Raw genomic sequence first — 16,618 nt, 5'->3', positions numbered from 1 at the left:
TTTCTATTTATTCCCATACGATTATTGTTAAAACAAAAAAGAGCTGGAATCTTACTCTTCTCAGCTCTTAACATCTATTTTTTTATGATGATATCCTTCGGTTCAACTGTCTTAGTTTTAATAATGAACATAGAGATTAATTGGACAATTGCAATGCAGCCGAGAATAATGCGCATATACATATGCGGAGCGAAATAAGCACTTATCCCAATACAGATATAGCAGGTGACCAGTATTTTTATTTTTTGTTTCTTCGTCAACTCACCTTTTTTAAACCCTTTTACATATTCCTCATAAAATCTTGTTGAGCGGAAATAGGCGTTAAGCCGTTCTGAGCTTCGTGTATAGAAAAAGGAAGTCAACAGCAGAAATGGAGTTGTCGGAAGTAAAGGGAGAAAGATGCCGACAAGGCCAATCCCTAAAAAAATGGTACCTAATACAATATAAATCCATTTATATAATTGCTTCAATTTCTTCTCTTTAACTCCTTTCAAATAGCTTACAGAATTATGCAAGACAGCTTTCTACCTCTATACCCTTATTATAGTGCAGGCATAGCCTTGTCTTAACTGTTCTTTTTTAATGTATACGAAAATTTCACATTTATGTGGATAAATAAGGAAATTCAAAAGCGGTAGCTTTTCTTTTTCTTTTTATCACGCAAGTACTGAAAAAACTTTACCAGCAATACAGCTGTGACAAACTGTAAATAATCAAATACAAATACAAACCAAATATTCATCCACTTATACATCTGAAGATAATCAATTGCCTGAGCAAAGCCACCAAGCACAATGCCTGTCCCAATGCTTGCGAATAATCCGCCAATATACAAATTTTTCTTTCTGTTTATACAATATTGATATGTCAGCATAAATGTGACGGGAATAAAGGAAGTGTTGATAGACAAGTTAATATTCATCAATGGCATCAGCGGATAAGGGTGAGTCACGAGGCCCTTTACAACTGCAATAGAATCTAAATAGTTCATCATAGCATGTATCGCAAAACCAAAAAATAAAATTTGAAAAATCCATTGCCGATCAAGCCATATGAGCAATACAATAAGCGGTCCTACTAAAAAGACAATATTCAGCCAAAAATGCCAATCCTGAAAATCAGCGAACTTACTCCAGTACTCTGTATGAAATGCATCCGCCTTGTTTGTCATTTCCCTCATTTTATCAACCATCTGCTGTTGCTCAAGCTTCATCTATACCACCTGCAATTATACTTTTTGTCTTTAACATCCCCAATCTCCACCTAAATACACCCTTAGAAGGAAGATAATTGCTATAATATAGATTTTCTGTCACAATTAAGGCACAGTTATTTCCATTTCCTTATTTAGAATGGAGGCAATAAGATGAAACAAATCCATGAGACACAAATGGATGAAACAAACTATATTAATACTGTTAATAACGATGAGATATTTGTTCCTTATGAATTAAAGGAAGCACAGAGAGCTATTGGTGATCGTTTTCCTGTGAAAGATTATGATGTAAGCACGTTTCCAAAGCCTGTTCGGTATGCTGGCTATTTGCTCGGCTCCTTTCTAGCAGCTATGCTTGTTTTTGTCCTTGTTTCTTTTTGGTTACAGTAAAGAAGTAATAGACCTTACTTCTCCATGTGTAGTGAGTTTCTAAAGAGAAATAAAGGATTTTACAATATGAATAATACTCCATTCAAAAAGGCCTCTGATGATTTTCGTCATCAGAGGCTTTAAAATTCAGCTTCAATTGGTAGATTCTTCATCTACCTTTTTTAATGTAACAGGAGTATCCTCTCTCTGATTATTCTCTACATCAATCTTGTTAGATATTCGCAATGCAGACGGTGAACCGATTGAATCAATACAGTGGGACCAAAAAACAAAGGCAGGAATAGAAGTTCCAATTAAACTTACAATGGGAGATAGGATTTATACACTATATGGTTGGCGAGGAACTGCCTGAAGGAACTTATGATTTCATTTTGGACGACAGCTCGGTCCCTCTTGATATTTTTAGGATAGATATAATCTTCGACATATTTCTACATTTATCCATATACAGCAATCAATTTAAACAATTAAAAAGACCCATGTCTGCTCCAATGCAGTCATGGGTCTTTCCATATTTTTAATTCACTAGTTCCAGTGATTTTTCTATTTTTTCTTTATCATGCTCAAGCTGTTTATTTACATCATGGGCATAATACATACCATTTTTCATCATATAATTGGCAATCTTCGCATGGTTATCAATTGCTTCATCTAGCTGCTTTTTTAATACTTCCCGTACTTCCGGCGAAGCAGTTTCTGTTAAGGCCACGGCATACGTTCTGACAGTTGATTTAGCTGAAACCAGCAGCTCTGTTGCAATCAATTCATCACGCATTTTTCCTGCAGTTTTTAATTTATCAACTATACCCATTCTAATCACCTTCCCTTTATTTTGATAAGATAGCTTGCAGCTCCTTAATTGCTTTCTCAGAACTGGACACATCATTGCTCAAAATCATTTTTAAGGTGTCATCCTCCACAAGGGATTGCAATGCATAAGATTTCACGAGACAGCTTTGTTTCAAAGTAAGCACTTCATGTAATTCTAGCGTTTCATGTACTGCTAATTTTTCTGAAGCCATGTTTACTCCTCCTCCCTCATCCTGTCTTATATATTTGATATAACCGGAAGGAGCTGAGCATAAACTATTTTCCCATAAATATATTTACTGTTTTTATGCTCTTAACGATTCGTGAAGGAAAGTGGTCAAGTATTCGGTACTTGTGATTTTTTGATTGCAAACCATGCTGTCTGTGCAAACAAAATTACCAATAGCCTTGTAGTAATCTGGATTTTTAGATTTTTTGGCTTTAGTGATAGTAGAGAAGTAGGAAATCTCCCCAAAACAATTACAAAAGGAGCAAAGATTTTTTTTATTAGTTGGTATAAATCTTCCTTCTATACCGACCAGCTTTCCATCTAACTCATAAACAATAAATTTTTTATTCGATCGTAAATCATTCCAGCTTAAATATGTTAGTCGGCTATAGTCTATTTTAGATAAATCAGGCAGCTTTAACTTTTTCTGCTTTGGAAACATTTTTTTCAGCTCCTGCTCTTGCACAGTTGGAAATGCTAATAAGCAGGCTGAAAGCTGCTCAATATATCGGTCAAACTCTTTGTCTGTCTTTAATTTGGAAAGATTAAGCATGCTTTGTTGTTCTAATGAAGCACTCGGAAAAAGGCTGTGAATTTTGCTGTTGGCTACATCAACTACAGCAGCTAAAACCTTTGCTGGGACATTTTTTTTCATACTGTCATTAATTAAAGCAACCTGGTTTTTTATAAAGTTCAGCTGTTCATTATTAATAAACGGTTCCATTTATGTTCACTCCATTTCTTTTGTTTATTTTATAGAAAAAAGCAGAATTCTAAAATGGAAAGAATAACTTAGAAGCATTTGTTACATAAAAAAACACTGATGAAAAACATCAGTGCCGTTTATTTGAGTAAACAATTTTCTTAATCGTTTCAGTGGAAAGATAATATGCCTCGGCCAGTTGAGCAATACTGCTGCCATTCCTAAACGAGTTTTTTATTTCAGCATTGCGGCGGTCAAAATGTTGCCTTCCTCCGCTTGAACTTCCCCATTTTTGATACTCAGTTTCCTGTTTAGGTATATATAATGTTTCCCCCTGAACATATTTTTGGATCTCTAAGAGAAGCTTTTCAGGTAAAACTTTGTTCGCATTCGTATATTTCATTTGTGCTCCACCCCTTATTGATATTGAAAAAATAAGGTGCAAAGCCATAATATTAGAAAAGCGTGTTAAGCGATATAATTAAATGTTTCGCCCCATGCAAAGAATCGCCTTCCCAATAACAGGCTTTGCATGAGTGGATGAAGTACTAGATAATTTTTTATGATTATCCATATGTAAGCACCTCCCTTTAAACCTTATTATAACGGATTTCAATAGGCGTTTGGTTTGTTTCTGTTTTTTTAATTCGGACAATCACCATTTATCTTCACTGCACATATCTTTACAGTAGCCTTTTTTTGCAGAGGAGGTAGTAGAAATGGGAAAGTCAGGACTTGTCCCTGATAATACAAATATTAAGAAAACAAGCGGAACTCCTAATCTCTTTTTTGATTCAAAAAATAATGTGGAGTACGAAAAAAACCAAGATAATATTATTTATAAAGTAACTTCCACCCAGCTGCCTGCTATGGTTGGCGGTGCTTTTGCAGATGTTTATCTTTCAAAGGGAAATATTCGCGAACCACATTGGCATCCAAATGCTTGGGAGCTGGATGTTATCATTTCTGGTGAAGCACAAATTTCCATTGTTGATCCAGATACTAATAAACTCCATACCTATAATGCTAAACCAGGTCAGGTTGTGTTTATTCCAATGGGCTGGTGGCATTGGATTACTGCAGCTTCTGAAAATTTGCATATGCATCTCTTCTTTAACAATGACCAATTTGAAACAGCATTAGGATCAAATATGTTACGGCTTACCCCGCCAGAGGTTTATGAACTATCCTATGGAGTTAATGCTGAAAAAATAGAAGATGTTTTAAGTCCTATTAAAGAGGCTGTTGAAATTGGTCCACCTAAACTGGAGAGAACCAAACAAAAACAAGAAGAAATTGTTATCAATATTAGCGGCAAGAATGTAAAATTATAAACTAAAAAAATGTTAATATAGATACCACTAATAAAACAGCTGCCTGCTGGCAGCTGTTTACTTTAGTTTGAATATATTCTGCCAATTGTCTGCTCATTACTGATTGCCACTTTGTTTTGTGCTTGCACTTCTTTTAATTTTTCTGGTGTTACATCATTTCCTAATGGATCTATAATCGTTGTATTTAAAAGAATGCTGTCCATAGAGCCACGAAACGTTTTAATGTATTCATTAATAAGTCCTTGGCGTTCGTTTGTTTCTTCTTGTGTTAAATTCCTTGTTTTAGAGATTTTAGCTAATTCATTTATTCTATTCAAAGTTTCTCGCATTTTTTTAACCTCCAGATTTGATGTATTAATGTTAGTTTAACATTTATCTTGAATTCAAGATAAAATACAAAAAATAAAGTATTCTTATTTGGTTACATTTTTATATTATCTCGAATTCAAGATAATATTATAATACAAATAATGTTTTGTCAATATATTCCTTCAATTAAATTATGACTCCCTTTGTACAAACCATCCATACTAAAGTCGAAAGTTAATGATCAAACTATGAGGGGAAACATTTTGAAGGTCTGTAAGAAGGGGGATTATAAATGAAAGAAGAAAATACGGTCGTAGACCTGCACTTGAAAAAAGAAATAGAGGAGGAACTAGACTCCTTAAAGTTCACGAAAAACTTCCGCTCTGCTACTGCTGAAGAATGGTATTTATTTATGAAAAACTATGCTGATCCTAATACTGGCGGAGCTGCAGGAAAAGCCATTATTCATTATAACTTATACGGAAATAAAGAAATATTTATTAATACAACTATTATTTTTGATGATGATAAACTCTTTAACAATGAGCTTCACCCACTTGTGTATGCAATCGCAGACGAAGTAATCAACAGGCTGGTGGGTTATGCTGACACCTTATTATCAGTTCACGCAGGAGCAAACTCTTATCATGCGGAATATAAATCCAATTAATAATCTAAGGAGGAAATCACATAATAAAAACGGAGGTGAAAGAAATGAAAACAAAGGATGATTTCTCTGAAGGTGCTAAAATCACTGATAAAGCTCATACATATGGGCCGCCAAATGGAGGTACTGCAAATTCCCATTCTCCACAGTCTGTTCCGAATACAGAAGCAGCTAAAACAGGCAAACAGAAGTAATAGCCTTTCATAGCAAAAAAGACCTTGGTGATTTTTCACTAAGGTTCTTTTGCAATATTTACATAGCGTTAGCATGCTTGTCTGCATTACTGTTATTTACTTAAAACCCTTAACCACAATCTCCGCTCTTTCCATCGGCTGATGGTGCTTAACATATAAATCTTCTGCAACCATCCAATTATTCTCCCATAACTGTCTAGCCTCTTCACCATCTCTATTAAGTCCTCGTCTTAACCTGATTTCACGGGGACAATCAACCCAGATAGTTAAATCATATATATTGGCTAGTTCCTTGCGAATGGAATAAACTCCCTCTATGATGACAATGCCACCGACGGGCACGTTATGCCACTCTGCCAAACTATCTGTCTCCCAGTCGTATCGTTGATAAGCTCCTTCTATGTTTCGACTAACAGGTATAAGGATATTAATTAATACACGTTTCCAATCAAAGTCGGCACCAATTGGCTTATTAGCAGGTTGTGCTTTGATTATTTGTGAGGATGGTAAATAAAAATCATCCATATGTACAACTGTTACAGACGAACAAGCTTCCTTCATCAAGTTTGCAAAGGTAGTTTTTCCTGATCCTCCACAACCGTCTATTCCTATTAACATTGTGGATTGTTTTCTTGGTGTAGAATCAATTATCGTTAGCAGCTGTCTATATTTGTTGAATTCACCGTTTTTAGTATAAAAAATCACTGTATCACCACTTTTCATCATGTTAATAACCCGCCGTTACTGTTAGTTTATGAAGCGAATAAATTGTTAATGCTGATAGCAAAAAGGATGTGATATTTATGTATGCAGAATTATCGAAGAATGAACAAGGCAGATACGCACTTCCTAATGGAGAATATTTCACAACAGATGACGACATTGAAGCTTTCATTCAAAACCAATGGGTAAAAACAACTGTTCATCATAATCATGAGGACTATTATTTAGTCGGTTATCCAGATATTGCTTTGCAAGGGTTAATGGCTAAATATCCTAATGTAGTTTAATTTGTGTTTTTAAAAAAACTAGGCACTAGTATTAGGTGCCTAGTTTAAAACCGTTTATTTATAAAAAGGCAGTTAATCTTTTTCGCAAGATAAACTGATTGCATGAAAGCTCGTCCAATAGTTTTGAAACCAACTTGATCCCAATACTTTTTTTCATATATAAACGATGTATAACTACATCCTCAATATATGCTTTATAATGCCCATCTGAGACTGCTCTAGCGTAGCCAATAAGCGTATCACCCTTCCAAGCACCAACTGATGGCACTTTGTTTAATATCTCTTCCATATCTAAATCCAGTCTTCCTTGCAGCCAGCCTGTTTCGTTATACAGGCTCAAAACATCAATCGGTTTGATTTTTCTTTCCGTAAAGGTCTTTATTTCGATATCCAACTCTATTATCCTCCAAGTCTTATTAGCTTTTTAAATCATCTATTCATTTGGTGCACTCTTTTTGAAAGTTTTCAGTAAACGCTTTGCATCCGCAACAGAAACATCCTGAGTGATCATTTCGTATTCATAATCTCCCGACACGCCTATAAAATGCGCCTCTTTAGAATCTTTAATTTCATACACTTCCCATTTAATCTCGTTCAAAGTAAACGAATCGATTTTATTGCCCTTCTCTGTATTAAAATCATTTAATGAACTTACAACTGATTCTTCAGGATATGCTCTTACATATAGCACTTGCGATCCAGAGCCAAGGTCATTTCCTACTTTTTTATAACTGTAAGTTAAATACGCTTGATTAAATTCTTTATATCTTTCCAAACTTGCTGAGAAAATCTTTACATCTGAACTCGTAAATTCATACAGAAAAGGCACCTCTGACCGCAAAGTGACTAAAACGGACTCAACCTCTTCCACATTGGTATCAGCACTCTCTACAATACTAATATCTTTTTCTTTAGGGTCCTCATATTGAATATCCGAATAATGTTGCATAGAATTATAATTTTCTAACTTAGGTAGAAACTCTTTTGCATCAATTGTTACATTTACTGATAATTCTTTCGGATGAAGATAACTGATCAATTGTCCTTCTTCATCGTAAAATTCATACATTACTAAGATTCCTGTATCTTTATCCACCCAAAATCGAAAGCTCTTTTTATCTGGCTGCATAATATTTTTATTAGCCTCATTTATTTCTCCATGCAAAACAATCGTATTATGACCAAGCAGCTCTTCATTTTGCCTCTCAATTTCCCAAACATTACTAGATCTTAAATATTCCGCTGCCATCTCGTATGGAAACAGAGATACATCTCCTATTGCTGGAATTTCTCTAAATTTCTCTTCAGAATCATATAGCTTATTTATTGGAATCGAAAATACATCTTTCGGCTCAACTGTCTCCCTCTTTGGTGTCACTTCATAATTACTTGTACTGTATGTGTTCCGATCATTATCTATATTCCAAATGGTTTCGTCATTAAAAAAGATTTCGTTCGTTGTAATTGGATCATCTGTTATAAACTCATCAGGAATATTAAATATTTTTTCATATCCACCAATTTCTGCTTTTAGACTAAACTTATATTCCACGTTATTGTTACTAGTTGAACCGTCATAATATCTATCAAACATCTCATATGCACCGGAAGCCGTTTGAAAATTATCTACTGTATTTAAAAGTTTACTTAATATATCTTCTTTTTTCATATCTTCATAATTTTCATCTTGATGAGGAGGAGTAATAATGGAATTATTTTTACCAACATTATTTTTATCACTGTGGCTGGATATAGGTTCTTCACTTTGGTTAAGTGTATGTATCATAAAATAACTTATACCTATTAGAAAAATGCAAGTAAAACTAAGACTCAAAATTCGCGGATATAGACTCCTCGTATTTTTTGCTTTTGCAAAGTTAGCGTTGGAGATTTTTTTCCTTACTTTAGACTTATTTATTTCAGTAAAGTCTAATTCTTTCAAGACTGTGTTATCCATCGTTTCTTTTAAATCCTTTAACATTTTATCCATCGATTTTTCCTCCTTCACCTATCATTTTCTTTAAAGAAAGCCGTCCCCTATGTAATCGCGATTTTATTGTCTGTATGCTAATACCAAGCAATTCTGATATTTGATTGTAGGAAAACTCTTCATAATAATATAGAATAATAACTTCACGGTACTTAATTGGCAGTGATAATACCTTCGTTGATAATTCCTGCCTGTTTTCCACATGCAGTATTTCTGATTCTGGAGTATGATTAGTGATCGAACTTTTTGAAAGCAGTTCTGTTAACACTATGTTTCTAAAACTCCAACTTCGTAACCGGTCCTTGCATAAATTCACTGTAATACGATAAATCCAAGTTTTATAGGAAGATTCCTTTCGAAAAGTATCCAGGTTCTGATAGCATTTAATGAATACCTCCTGTGCGATATCCTCAGCGATTTGTTGCTTTTTCACAAAGGTGAATGCTAACCTAACGACACTTTGACCATATTCGTTCATTAACCACTCGATTATTTCCCCCCTGCTGGAATGTTTCCCATCCAGATTATCTTTATTATTTTTCTCTAACATTCTTTACACCCTTTCAAACTTTAGACGATGCTGAAAAGGTATGGTTGCAGATTTTTTATTTCTGCTACATTTACAGCAAAAAACACAGCTCCCAAAAAGAGCTGTGTTAATCCATTACGCATACATCTTTCCAGATTCTTCTTTGCGGAAAAAGCTCGTCATCGCATTGAAGACATCTGCCTTTTGTCGCAGCAAGTAATGACGAAACTTCTCGTTTGAGATATTTTTGTAGGCGGACATCAACGTGCTGTGGCGATTGTATTGATTCACCTCTCCATATCCAAACATATTGGAGACTTCCATCAATTCTTCGACAAGCTTGACACAGCGGGCATTGTCGGATGTGAGGTTGTCGCCGTCTGAGAAGTGGAATGGATAAATGTTAAATCTGCCTGGATCATACTTATCATTAATCAATTCAAGGGCCTTCCTGTATACAGAAGAACAAATAGTACCACCGCTTTCTCCTTTAGAGAAGAAGTCCTCTTCTGTTACAACTTTTGCTTCTGTATGATGGGCGATAAATTCAATTTCCACCGTCTCATATTTTGTGCGGAGAAATCTTGTCATCCAGAAGAAAAAGCTTCTCGCCATATATTTTTCCCAAAGTCCCATCGAGCCGCTCGTATCCATCATTGCAAGGACAACTGCCTTTGATTCTGGCTTTGTAACTTCATTCCATGTCTTAAACTTTAAGTCTTCAGGGTATATTGGATAAAAGCCTGGCTTGTTGTTCATTGCATTCCGTTTAAAGGCAGACATCATCGTCCGTTTTTTATCAATATTCCCCATCAGCCCTGTTTTCCTAATATCGTTAAATTCAATGTTTTCGACAACAATCTGATCCTGCTCTTTTCGCTTTAGGTTAGGCAGCTCTAATTGCTTAAAGAGTGCTTCCTCAAGCTCCATTAAGGACACTTCAGCTTCAAAGTAATCTTCTCCTGCCTGATCGCCGGCTCCTTGGCCTTTGCCAGGTCCCTTTTGGCCGCCATTTCCATCGCGAGCCACAACATCGCCAACTTGGCTGTCTCCGTTTCCTTGCCCAACATGTTTATTTTTATCATAATTATAGCGGATTTTATATTCATCTAAAGAACGTATTGGTATTTTCACTACTTCTCTTCCATTAGACATCACGATGTTTTCTTCCGTAATTAAGTCGGGCAGATTATTTTTGATAGCCTCCTGCACTTTTTCCTGGTGTCTTTGCTGGTCGTCATGGCCTTTACGATGGAGGGACCAATCTTCTTGGGAAATTACAAACTGGTGATTATTTTCATGTTTTGTCATCCTTACCCCTCCTAAAAATAAATTTTTTCAGCACCATTTTCTGGTTTCATGCATAAACTAATTCGGGCACCATCTTCCAAAAAATTAGTGATTACTCTATCATATGCATGACGCTTAAATAATTTACTAATAATTTAGATAATTCTCTAATTTGGTCGAATGACAATATAACTTTTTTCTATATGGATAAAAGAAGGAACAGACAAGTCCATTGCCCGTTCCTTCTCCTTCATCATCATCAGCGATTTAATAGACTTCCGACATAGCGCAGCAAATCATTAGCAGATGTAGAATTGTAGCCATGCTCATCAATCAGGCGTGCAATAACTTCATTCACTTTTTTCAGCTGCTGCTCATCAGGTGTTTTAGTGGAAGTCGTAATTTTAACGACATCCTTCAAGTCAGCAAATAATTTCTTTTGAATTGCTTCTCTCAAACGGTCATGAGAATTATAGTCAAATCTTTTCCCTTTGCGGGCATATGCAGAAATGCGGATAAGAATTTCTTCACGGAATGATTTTTTCGCATTTTCAGAGATCCCGATTTGTTCCTCAATTGAACGCATTAGTTTTTCATCAGGATTGATTTCTTCCCCTGTAAGCGGATCACGAAGTTTATTCTTGTTGCAATATGCCTCCACATTATCCAAGTAATTATCCATAAGCGTTTTAGCTGATTCCTCATAAGAGTAAACAAACGCCTTTTGTACTTCTTTTTTCGCGATTTCATCATATTCCTTGCGGGCAAGGGAGATGCAGTTCAAGTACTTTTCACGCAATTCATTCGTAATTGATGAATGCTGATCCAAGCCGTCCTTCAAGGAACGAAGCACATCTAAAGCATTGATCGTTGTGATGTCCTTGCGAATGATTGTTGATGAAATCCGGTTGATTACATATCGTGGATCAATCCCGCTCATGCCTTCATCGCCGTATTCATTTTTCAATTCTTTAATGTCCGCGGAGCTGAAGCCCTCCACACTTTCACCATCATACAGGCGCATTTTCTTTACAAGATCAATATCGCCTTTCTTCGGTTCCTTCAAGCGAGTCAATATCGTGAAGATTGCCGCGATTTTTAATGTATGTGGAGCAATATGGACATCTGAAACATCACTTTCTCTAATCATTTTTTCGTAAATTCTTTCTTCCTCAGACGCCTTCAAGTTATATGGCACTGGCATTACAATGATACGTGAATGCAATGCTTCATTTTTCTTGTTGGCAATAAAGGAACGGTATTCCGTTTCATTCGTATGTGCCACAATCAGCTCATCAGCTGAAATAAGGGCAAAACGGCCTGCTTTGAAATTTCCTTCTTGTGTTAAAGAAAGCAAATGCCATAGGAATTTCTCATCACATTTAAGCATTTCCTGGAACTCCATCATCCCTCTGTTCGCTTTGTTCAATTCTCCATCAAAGCGATAGGCGCGCGGATCAGATTCAGATCCATATTCGGCAATTGTGGAAAAATCAATGCTGCCTGTCAAATCAGCGATATCCTGAGATTTCGGGTCAGACGGGCTAAATGTACCGATACCAGTACGTTTATCTTCAGAGAAGAAAACCCGTTCCACTAAAACATCTTCAATTCTTCCATTATATTCTTCTTGCAGTCTCATCAAATTCAATGGAGATAAATTCCCCTCAATGCGAACTCCATATTCGTCATAAAAGTCTTTGCGTAAATTATGCGGAATCATATGAAGAGGGTCTTCATGCATTGGGCAGCCTTTAATTGCATATACAGCTCCCCTGTCTGTGTACGTATATTCTTCTAATCCTCTTTTCAGCATGGTTACAAGTGTTGATTTACCGCCGCTGACTGGCCCCATAAGCAGCAAAATCCGTTTTCGGACATCTAGACGTTTTGCCGCAGGATGGAAATACTCTTCTACTAAGCTTTCTAATGAATCCTCTAAACCAAATAGCTGATTCGAGAAAAATTTATATTCCTTTTTCCCATTTACTTCATCAATGCCAGCGTCCTTGATCATATTGTATACACGTGAATGCGCTGATTGAGCTACCCATGGCTTTTCCTTTAAGATCTCCAAATACTCAGCAAATGTTCCTTCCCACTTAAGCAAGTCTTCTTCCTGTCTATACATCTCGATTTTTTTTAATATACTCATATGGACCTCCCCTGTCACTTTATCAGAGACGATTAATATAATCTATGCAGGCAGGAGAATGAACATGCTTAAAAAGAAAGGTTTGTTTTTAAAGCCTAGCTTTGACTCATATATTAACGGGAAGAAATGCCCGTAAAAAAAGGAATTCTCGGGCTAAGAATTCCTTTTTTATCTTTATTTCAAATCAAATTTTTTACCTTCCACGAATTCCTTCATGTACAGGCGGGATTTTTTATCTAGCATGCCTATCATTTGGGCAGTCCATGTATCGCTTCTTTCATTGTTTGTTCTTTCTTTATAATAAGCTGAAATGATGTCGTTGTATTCCACCAGCTCTTGTTTGTATTTGTCCAAGTCTTGTTCATACTCATTTTCATGATATACATGATGGAAAGGTACTCTTGGTTTTATATCTGTATGCTGATCTGGGTAACCTGCGACAATCGCGAATAATGGCAGCACTCTGTCTGGTGTTTTTAACAGCTCAACCACTTCTGGCAATTGATTGCGGATTCCCCCAATGTAGCAAATACCAAGTCCCATTGATTCTGCTGCAAGCGCTGCGTTTTGGGCAGCAAGGGCTGCATCAATTAGGCTGACCATAAATTTCTCTGTGCTTTCAAGGGAAGTTGATACATCCTTTCCTTCCATTTCTGCAGCCACACTATGTCTGTGAAGATCGGCGCAGAACACGAATACATGACCGTTCTCAGCAACATAGCTCTGATTTCCAGCAAGCTCGGCAAGCTTTTTCTTTTTTTCCTTATCTGTTATGCCGATAATGCTGTATGCTTGAATGAAGCTTGATGTTGAAGCACTTTGAGCTGCTTCTACAATCGTTGTAATTTGTTCTTTTGTTAATTCTTCATCCTTGAATTTTCTTACAGAACGATGGTTCAGCATCGTTTCAATAACATTATTCATCCTATACATCTCCATCTTTTTGTATTTTCGTCTATATTCATTATAATAAAAGAAACCTACATCTAATAATAATCTGCTCTTAGCCTGCCCATAAAAAAAGGGATAAACCATAAGGCTTATCCCTCAAATATTACTCATATTTCTTATTTAAATCACGATAATCCTGCTGACGTAGCGCTTCATACACAAGGATTGCTGCTGTGTTCGATAAATTCAAGGAGCGGATATTGTCAGTCATTGGAATCCGCAATGCTCTGTCTTTATTATTTTCGATGATATCCTTCGGCAAGCCTGTTGTTTCTCTGCCGAAGATGAAATAATAATCTTTGTCCTTGTCACTGTAATCGAAGGAAGAGTGAGGCTTCGTTCCGAACTTCGTTAAATAGAAAAATTCCCCGCCTTTATTTTCCTCAAAGAAAATCTCGATGGAATCATAGTAACGGATATCGACATGTTGCCAGTAATCTAAGCCTGCCCTCTTCAGCATCTTGTCATCTGTCGAGAACCCTAATGGCCTGATAAGATGAAGCACTGTATCTGTTCCTGCGCAAGTTCTTGCAATATTGCCGGTATTAGATGGAATTTGTGGTTGATATAATACAATATGTAAAGCCAATCTTGTCACCTCTGTCAATTAGTTCATTGTTTATTATACACCTTGCCGGCAAAAAAATAATGATTTTGCTTTCTTTATTGTCCGTCGACAATCGAGAAAAAACGGTATTTTATATTTGGCGTATATGCTGTTGAATCCTCATAACCCCAATATCTCATTCTGCTGTTATACGTATGGGCATTAACTAGCGGTTCTCCATTACTGTCTTTCCCTGTAACGATTGTCGTGTGGTTATATTTACCATCACCTTCAAAGTCATAGCAAATAACATCACCAAGCTTTAGTTCAGACGCATCACTAACGACCTTCGCCCGAAGACCTTGCTTGGATGATTCGAGAAACCGTGGAAAAGCATTTGCGACAGACCAGCTGTAGCTCCAGCTGTTGTTCTGCATCCACCAGCCGCTGCCTCTGTTCGGATAGCCCCTCATTGGCGCTCCCCCTGCATGAACACATTGTGATATATAATTGGTGCAATCCACCTCAAATTTATGATAAGCAGGATTATAGCTGTTCCACCATTTTTCTGCATACTGGACTGCTTTCAGCCTGTCATACGTATATCTCCATATTCCTTCACGCTCTTCTTGCTCATTTGTTAAAAGCTTTGCTTCATCCGCTTGAATTGGTGCGATTATTTCTTTATCTTCTATTAATATTCCTTTATAAAAGATCCCTTTCCTGTTTTCGATTTCTTCCTCTACATAGAAATGATCTTTTTGTTTAATAAAGTATTGAAAATGTACCAGATAGTCCACTTCCTCTGTTTCTTCCTGCTTTTCAATAGTTAAAATATTTCCACGAGCCTTCACATTAACAATTTCAGCCTTGCGCTTATCAAAAAGCCTCGTCTTTCTTTCCATCTTTTCATCCAAAACAGAACCCCTGGCATCAGCAACGCACTGCTGCATTCTTTTCTCCATTAACTCTAGCAACTGAGTTCTCAAGTTATACACTCCTTTCCATGCTTATACTTATGAAAAAGGATGCAATACCTTGCCTGAAAAATGCAGTAAATAAAAAAGGAGGACTAAAATGAGTCACTCCTTTTGCTTTATGATGACAGCCGCGCAAGTGCATCCTGCATTTCTTGCAGCACTTCAGGGTCTGTTTCCTTATTGCTCAATGTCGTTAAAGCCTGACGTGATTCATCACCGCCAATTTTCCCAAGCGCCCATGCTGCAGTTCCTCTTATGACAGGTCTCGGGTCATTTTTCATTACACCGATAATATCTGGAACTGCACTATCTTCCTTGAAATGGGCAAGTGCGATAAGCGCATTGCGCTGTATTGGCTTTTTACCTCTCCAAGAGCCGGATATATGTCCATACTTCTCCTTAAATTCCTTATTGCTGATAGTCAGCAGCGGCACAAGGAGCGGCTTGGCAATTTCAGGATCTGGCTCCATCTCGATATGATTATGAAAATCCATGCCTTTGTTTTTTGGACAAATCGTCTGGCATGTGTCACATCCATAAATTCTATTGCCTAGCTTCTCCCGAAACTCTTCGGCCAAAAACCCTTTCGTCTGTGTTTGGAAAGCAATACAGCGCTGGGCATTCAGCTGCCCACCTTGAATAAGCGCACCTGTTGGACATGCATCGATGCATTTATTGCACTCACCGCATTGGTCTTCCATTGGCGTATCTGGCGTAAAAGGCAGATTAGTAATCATTTCGCCTAAATATACGTACGAACCGAACTCAGGAGTAATAATAGCACAGTTTTTCGCTGACCAGCCGACTCCTGCACGCTGAGCGACAGCCCGGTCAACAAGCTCCCCTGTATCCACCATTGATTTGCATAATGCATCAGGAACTCTGTCCATAATATATTTTTCCAGCTTAGAAAGCCTGTCCCGCAAAACAACATGGTAGTCTGTTCCCCACGAAGCACGGCAGAATATTCCTCGTCTTGCTCCTTTTTTGCTGGAGACACGCTCCTTCATTTTGGAAGGGTATGCTAAAGCAATGGAAATAATTGATTTTGGCTGATCTAAAAGGAGGGAGGGATTCACTCTTTTTTCGATATCCTTCTCCTCAAAGCCTGATTGAAAATTGAGCTCCTGCTGCCTTATCAATCTGATTCTCATTTCTTCAAAGGTACTTGCAGTAGTGAAGCCGATTTTATCAATTCCAATTGTTTTGCTGTAATTAATGATATCCTGCTTCAGTTGATCGTAGTCCATACTGCTCCCTCCTTTCTTCTTCATTGGTTTTTTTACTCATTTATCGCTAAAATAATAGCATAAC

23 protein-coding genes are annotated in these 16,618 nt (G+C 36.9%); 6 read left to right on the top strand and 17 right to left on the bottom strand.

The window, feature by feature from the left end; all coding sequences use genetic code 11:
• Positions 1 to 74: 74 nt before the first annotated feature.
• Both MKX82_RS03470 and MKX82_RS03465 read right to left on the bottom strand, forming a co-directional pair.
• The gene (locus tag MKX82_RS03470) at positions 75 to 470 is read right to left on the bottom strand and encodes a YbaN family protein (protein ID WP_341075008.1); all 396 of its coding nucleotides are present in this window, start codon (positions 468 to 470) and stop codon (positions 75 to 77) included.
• A 155-nt stretch (positions 471 to 625) separates the two neighbouring features.
• Positions 626 to 1,213: a hypothetical protein gene (locus MKX82_RS03465; RefSeq protein WP_237940749.1), complete on the bottom strand. Its 588-nt coding sequence runs from the start codon at positions 1,211 to 1,213 to the stop codon at positions 626 to 628.
• Positions 1,214 to 1,366: 153 nt separating this feature from the next.
• On the opposite strand from MKX82_RS03465, the gene MKX82_RS03460 reads away from it, so the two are divergent.
• Positions 1,367 to 1,606: a hypothetical protein gene (locus MKX82_RS03460; RefSeq protein WP_341075006.1), complete on the top strand. Its 240-nt coding sequence runs from the start codon at positions 1,367 to 1,369 to the stop codon at positions 1,604 to 1,606.
• Between the two features lie 208 nt (positions 1,607 to 1,814).
• A complete protein-coding gene (locus MKX82_RS03455) occupies positions 1,815 to 1,958 on the top strand; it encodes a hypothetical protein (protein WP_341075004.1) in 144 nt (47 codons plus the stop codon).
• A gap of 165 nt (positions 1,959 to 2,123) precedes the next feature.
• Here MKX82_RS03455 and MKX82_RS03450 read toward each other — a convergent pair whose 3' ends face one another.
• From MKX82_RS03450 to MKX82_RS03435, 4 genes are all read right to left on the bottom strand, one after another.
• Complete coding sequence (locus MKX82_RS03450) at positions 2,124 to 2,417, bottom strand: spore coat protein (protein WP_233317369.1); 294 nt, start codon at positions 2,415 to 2,417, stop codon at positions 2,124 to 2,126.
• Positions 2,418 to 2,433: 16 nt separating this feature from the next.
• The gene (locus tag MKX82_RS03445; protein ID WP_233317370.1) at positions 2,434 to 2,628 is read right to left on the bottom strand and encodes a spore coat protein; all 195 of its coding nucleotides are present in this window, start codon (positions 2,626 to 2,628) and stop codon (positions 2,434 to 2,436) included.
• A 93-nt stretch (positions 2,629 to 2,721) separates the two neighbouring features.
• Complete coding sequence (locus MKX82_RS03440) at positions 2,722 to 3,369, bottom strand: FusB/FusC family EF-G-binding protein (protein WP_251645051.1); 648 nt, start codon at positions 3,367 to 3,369, stop codon at positions 2,722 to 2,724.
• 109 nt (positions 3,370 to 3,478) lie between these two features.
• Positions 3,479 to 3,751 (bottom strand): CD3324 family protein, encoded by a 273-nt coding sequence (locus MKX82_RS03435; RefSeq protein ID WP_233317372.1) that lies wholly within the window; start codon positions 3,749 to 3,751, stop codon positions 3,479 to 3,481.
• 316 nt (positions 3,752 to 4,067) lie between these two features.
• Between MKX82_RS03435 and MKX82_RS03430 the strand changes: the two genes are divergently transcribed.
• A complete protein-coding gene (locus MKX82_RS03430) occupies positions 4,068 to 4,682 on the top strand; it encodes a cupin domain-containing protein (protein ID WP_233317373.1) in 615 nt (204 codons plus the stop codon).
• 62 nt (positions 4,683 to 4,744) lie between these two features.
• Here MKX82_RS03430 and MKX82_RS03425 read toward each other — a convergent pair whose 3' ends face one another.
• The gene (locus MKX82_RS03425; protein ID WP_233317374.1) at positions 4,745 to 5,011 is read right to left on the bottom strand and encodes a DUF896 domain-containing protein; all 267 of its coding nucleotides are present in this window, start codon (positions 5,009 to 5,011) and stop codon (positions 4,745 to 4,747) included.
• 272 nt (positions 5,012 to 5,283) lie between these two features.
• On the opposite strand from MKX82_RS03425, the gene MKX82_RS03420 reads away from it, so the two are divergent.
• Both MKX82_RS03420 and MKX82_RS03415 read left to right on the top strand, forming a co-directional pair.
• On the top strand, positions 5,284 to 5,661 hold the full coding sequence (locus tag MKX82_RS03420; RefSeq protein WP_233317375.1) for a hypothetical protein: 378 nt from the start codon (positions 5,284 to 5,286) through the stop codon (positions 5,659 to 5,661).
• Positions 5,662 to 5,705: 44 nt separating this feature from the next.
• Positions 5,706 to 5,852, top strand: a complete 147-nt coding sequence (locus MKX82_RS03415) for a hypothetical protein (protein ID WP_233317376.1) — start codon at positions 5,706 to 5,708, stop codon at positions 5,850 to 5,852.
• A gap of 96 nt (positions 5,853 to 5,948) precedes the next feature.
• Here MKX82_RS03415 and MKX82_RS03410 read toward each other — a convergent pair whose 3' ends face one another.
• Entirely contained in the window at positions 5,949 to 6,470 is a 522-nt protein-coding gene (locus MKX82_RS03410) for a uridine kinase family protein (protein WP_341079377.1), read from the bottom strand.
• Between the two features lie 185 nt (positions 6,471 to 6,655).
• Between MKX82_RS03410 and MKX82_RS03405 the strand changes: the two genes are divergently transcribed.
• Positions 6,656 to 6,862: a DUF5348 domain-containing protein gene (locus MKX82_RS03405; protein WP_233317377.1), complete on the top strand. Its 207-nt coding sequence runs from the start codon at positions 6,656 to 6,658 to the stop codon at positions 6,860 to 6,862.
• 58 nt (positions 6,863 to 6,920) lie between these two features.
• Here MKX82_RS03405 and MKX82_RS03400 read toward each other — a convergent pair whose 3' ends face one another.
• The 9 genes from MKX82_RS03400 to queG form a co-directional block, all read right to left on the bottom strand.
• A complete protein-coding gene (locus tag MKX82_RS03400) occupies positions 6,921 to 7,256 on the bottom strand; it encodes a GNAT family N-acetyltransferase (RefSeq protein WP_341074993.1) in 336 nt (111 codons plus the stop codon).
• 39 nt (positions 7,257 to 7,295) lie between these two features.
• Positions 7,296 to 8,852 (bottom strand): hypothetical protein, encoded by a 1,557-nt coding sequence (locus tag MKX82_RS03395; protein WP_341074991.1) that lies wholly within the window; start codon positions 8,850 to 8,852, stop codon positions 7,296 to 7,298.
• Positions 8,845 to 9,402, bottom strand: coding sequence for a sigma-70 family RNA polymerase sigma factor (locus tag MKX82_RS03390; protein WP_233317380.1), 558 nt, complete (start codon positions 9,400 to 9,402; stop codon positions 8,845 to 8,847). The genes MKX82_RS03395 and MKX82_RS03390 overlap by 8 nt, the downstream gene beginning before the upstream one ends.
• A 114-nt stretch (positions 9,403 to 9,516) precedes the next feature.
• Positions 9,517 to 10,692: a sporulation protein YhbH gene (yhbH, locus tag MKX82_RS03385; RefSeq protein ID WP_233317381.1), complete on the bottom strand. Its 1,176-nt coding sequence runs from the start codon at positions 10,690 to 10,692 to the stop codon at positions 9,517 to 9,519.
• Between the two features lie 238 nt (positions 10,693 to 10,930).
• Positions 10,931 to 12,826 (bottom strand): PrkA family serine protein kinase, encoded by a 1,896-nt coding sequence (locus tag MKX82_RS03380; RefSeq protein ID WP_233317382.1) that lies wholly within the window; start codon positions 12,824 to 12,826, stop codon positions 10,931 to 10,933.
• Between the two features lie 174 nt (positions 12,827 to 13,000).
• Positions 13,001 to 13,750, bottom strand: a complete 750-nt coding sequence (nfsA, locus tag MKX82_RS03375; protein WP_233317383.1) for an oxygen-insensitive NADPH nitroreductase — start codon at positions 13,748 to 13,750, stop codon at positions 13,001 to 13,003.
• Positions 13,751 to 13,880: 130 nt separating this feature from the next.
• On the bottom strand, positions 13,881 to 14,366 hold the full coding sequence (gene trmL, locus MKX82_RS03370; RefSeq protein ID WP_233317384.1) for a tRNA (uridine(34)/cytosine(34)/5-carboxymethylaminomethyluridine(34)-2'-O)-methyltransferase TrmL: 486 nt from the start codon (positions 14,364 to 14,366) through the stop codon (positions 13,881 to 13,883).
• A gap of 74 nt (positions 14,367 to 14,440) precedes the next feature.
• Positions 14,441 to 15,313, bottom strand: coding sequence for an amidase domain-containing protein (locus tag MKX82_RS03365; RefSeq protein ID WP_341074988.1), 873 nt, complete (start codon positions 15,311 to 15,313; stop codon positions 14,441 to 14,443).
• Between the two features lie 107 nt (positions 15,314 to 15,420).
• A complete protein-coding gene (gene queG, locus MKX82_RS03360) occupies positions 15,421 to 16,554 on the bottom strand; it encodes a tRNA epoxyqueuosine(34) reductase QueG (protein ID WP_233317386.1) in 1,134 nt (377 codons plus the stop codon).
• Between the last annotated feature and the right edge of the window lie 64 nt (positions 16,555 to 16,618).

Source organism: Niallia sp. FSL R7-0271, assembly GCF_038005785.1.
GTDB lineage: Bacteria > Bacillota > Bacilli > Bacillales > Cytobacillaceae > Niallia.
Note: the sequence above shows the minus strand (reverse complement) of the source record. Positions and strands in the feature narration are given on the sequence as shown.

Excerpts from the sequence above, each read along its gene's own strand:
- MKX82_RS03420 (WP_233317375.1), top strand. The coding sequence starts at position 5,284 with ATGAAAGAAGAAAATACGGTCGTAGACCTGCACTTGAAAAAAGAAATA.
- MKX82_RS03450 (WP_233317369.1), bottom strand. The coding sequence starts at position 2,417 with ATGGGTATAGTTGATAAATTAAAAACTGCAGGAAAAATGCGTGATGAA.
- MKX82_RS03430 (WP_233317373.1), top strand. The coding sequence starts at position 4,068 with ATGGGAAAGTCAGGACTTGTCCCTGATAATACAAATATTAAGAAAACA.
- MKX82_RS03435 (WP_233317372.1), bottom strand. The coding sequence starts at position 3,751 with ATGAAATATACGAATGCGAACAAAGTTTTACCTGAAAAGCTTCTCTTA.
- queG (WP_233317386.1), bottom strand. The coding sequence starts at position 16,554 with ATGGACTACGATCAACTGAAGCAGGATATCATTAATTACAGCAAAACA.
- MKX82_RS03465 (WP_237940749.1), bottom strand. The coding sequence starts at position 1,213 with ATGAAGCTTGAGCAACAGCAGATGGTTGATAAAATGAGGGAAATGACA.
- nfsA (WP_233317383.1), bottom strand. The coding sequence starts at position 13,750 with ATGAATAATGTTATTGAAACGATGCTGAACCATCGTTCTGTAAGAAAA.
- MKX82_RS03390 (WP_233317380.1), bottom strand. The coding sequence starts at position 9,402 with ATGTTAGAGAAAAATAATAAAGATAATCTGGATGGGAAACATTCCAGC.
- MKX82_RS03405 (WP_233317377.1), top strand. The coding sequence starts at position 6,656 with ATGTATGCAGAATTATCGAAGAATGAACAAGGCAGATACGCACTTCCT.
- MKX82_RS03415 (WP_233317376.1), top strand. The coding sequence starts at position 5,706 with ATGAAAACAAAGGATGATTTCTCTGAAGGTGCTAAAATCACTGATAAA.
- MKX82_RS03445 (WP_233317370.1), bottom strand. The coding sequence starts at position 2,628 with ATGGCTTCAGAAAAATTAGCAGTACATGAAACGCTAGAATTACATGAA.
- MKX82_RS03460 (WP_341075006.1), top strand. The coding sequence starts at position 1,367 with ATGAAACAAATCCATGAGACACAAATGGATGAAACAAACTATATTAAT.
- MKX82_RS03425 (WP_233317374.1), bottom strand. The coding sequence starts at position 5,011 with ATGCGAGAAACTTTGAATAGAATAAATGAATTAGCTAAAATCTCTAAA.
- MKX82_RS03440 (WP_251645051.1), bottom strand. The coding sequence starts at position 3,369 with ATGGAACCGTTTATTAATAATGAACAGCTGAACTTTATAAAAAACCAG.
- yhbH (WP_233317381.1), bottom strand. The coding sequence starts at position 10,692 with ATGACAAAACATGAAAATAATCACCAGTTTGTAATTTCCCAAGAAGAT.
- MKX82_RS03380 (WP_233317382.1), bottom strand. The coding sequence starts at position 12,826 with ATGAGTATATTAAAAAAAATCGAGATGTATAGACAGGAAGAAGACTTG.
- MKX82_RS03410 (WP_341079377.1), bottom strand. The coding sequence starts at position 6,470 with ATGTTAATAGGAATAGACGGTTGTGGAGGATCAGGAAAAACTACCTTT.
- MKX82_RS03395 (WP_341074991.1), bottom strand. The coding sequence starts at position 8,852 with ATGGATAAAATGTTAAAGGATTTAAAAGAAACGATGGATAACACAGTC.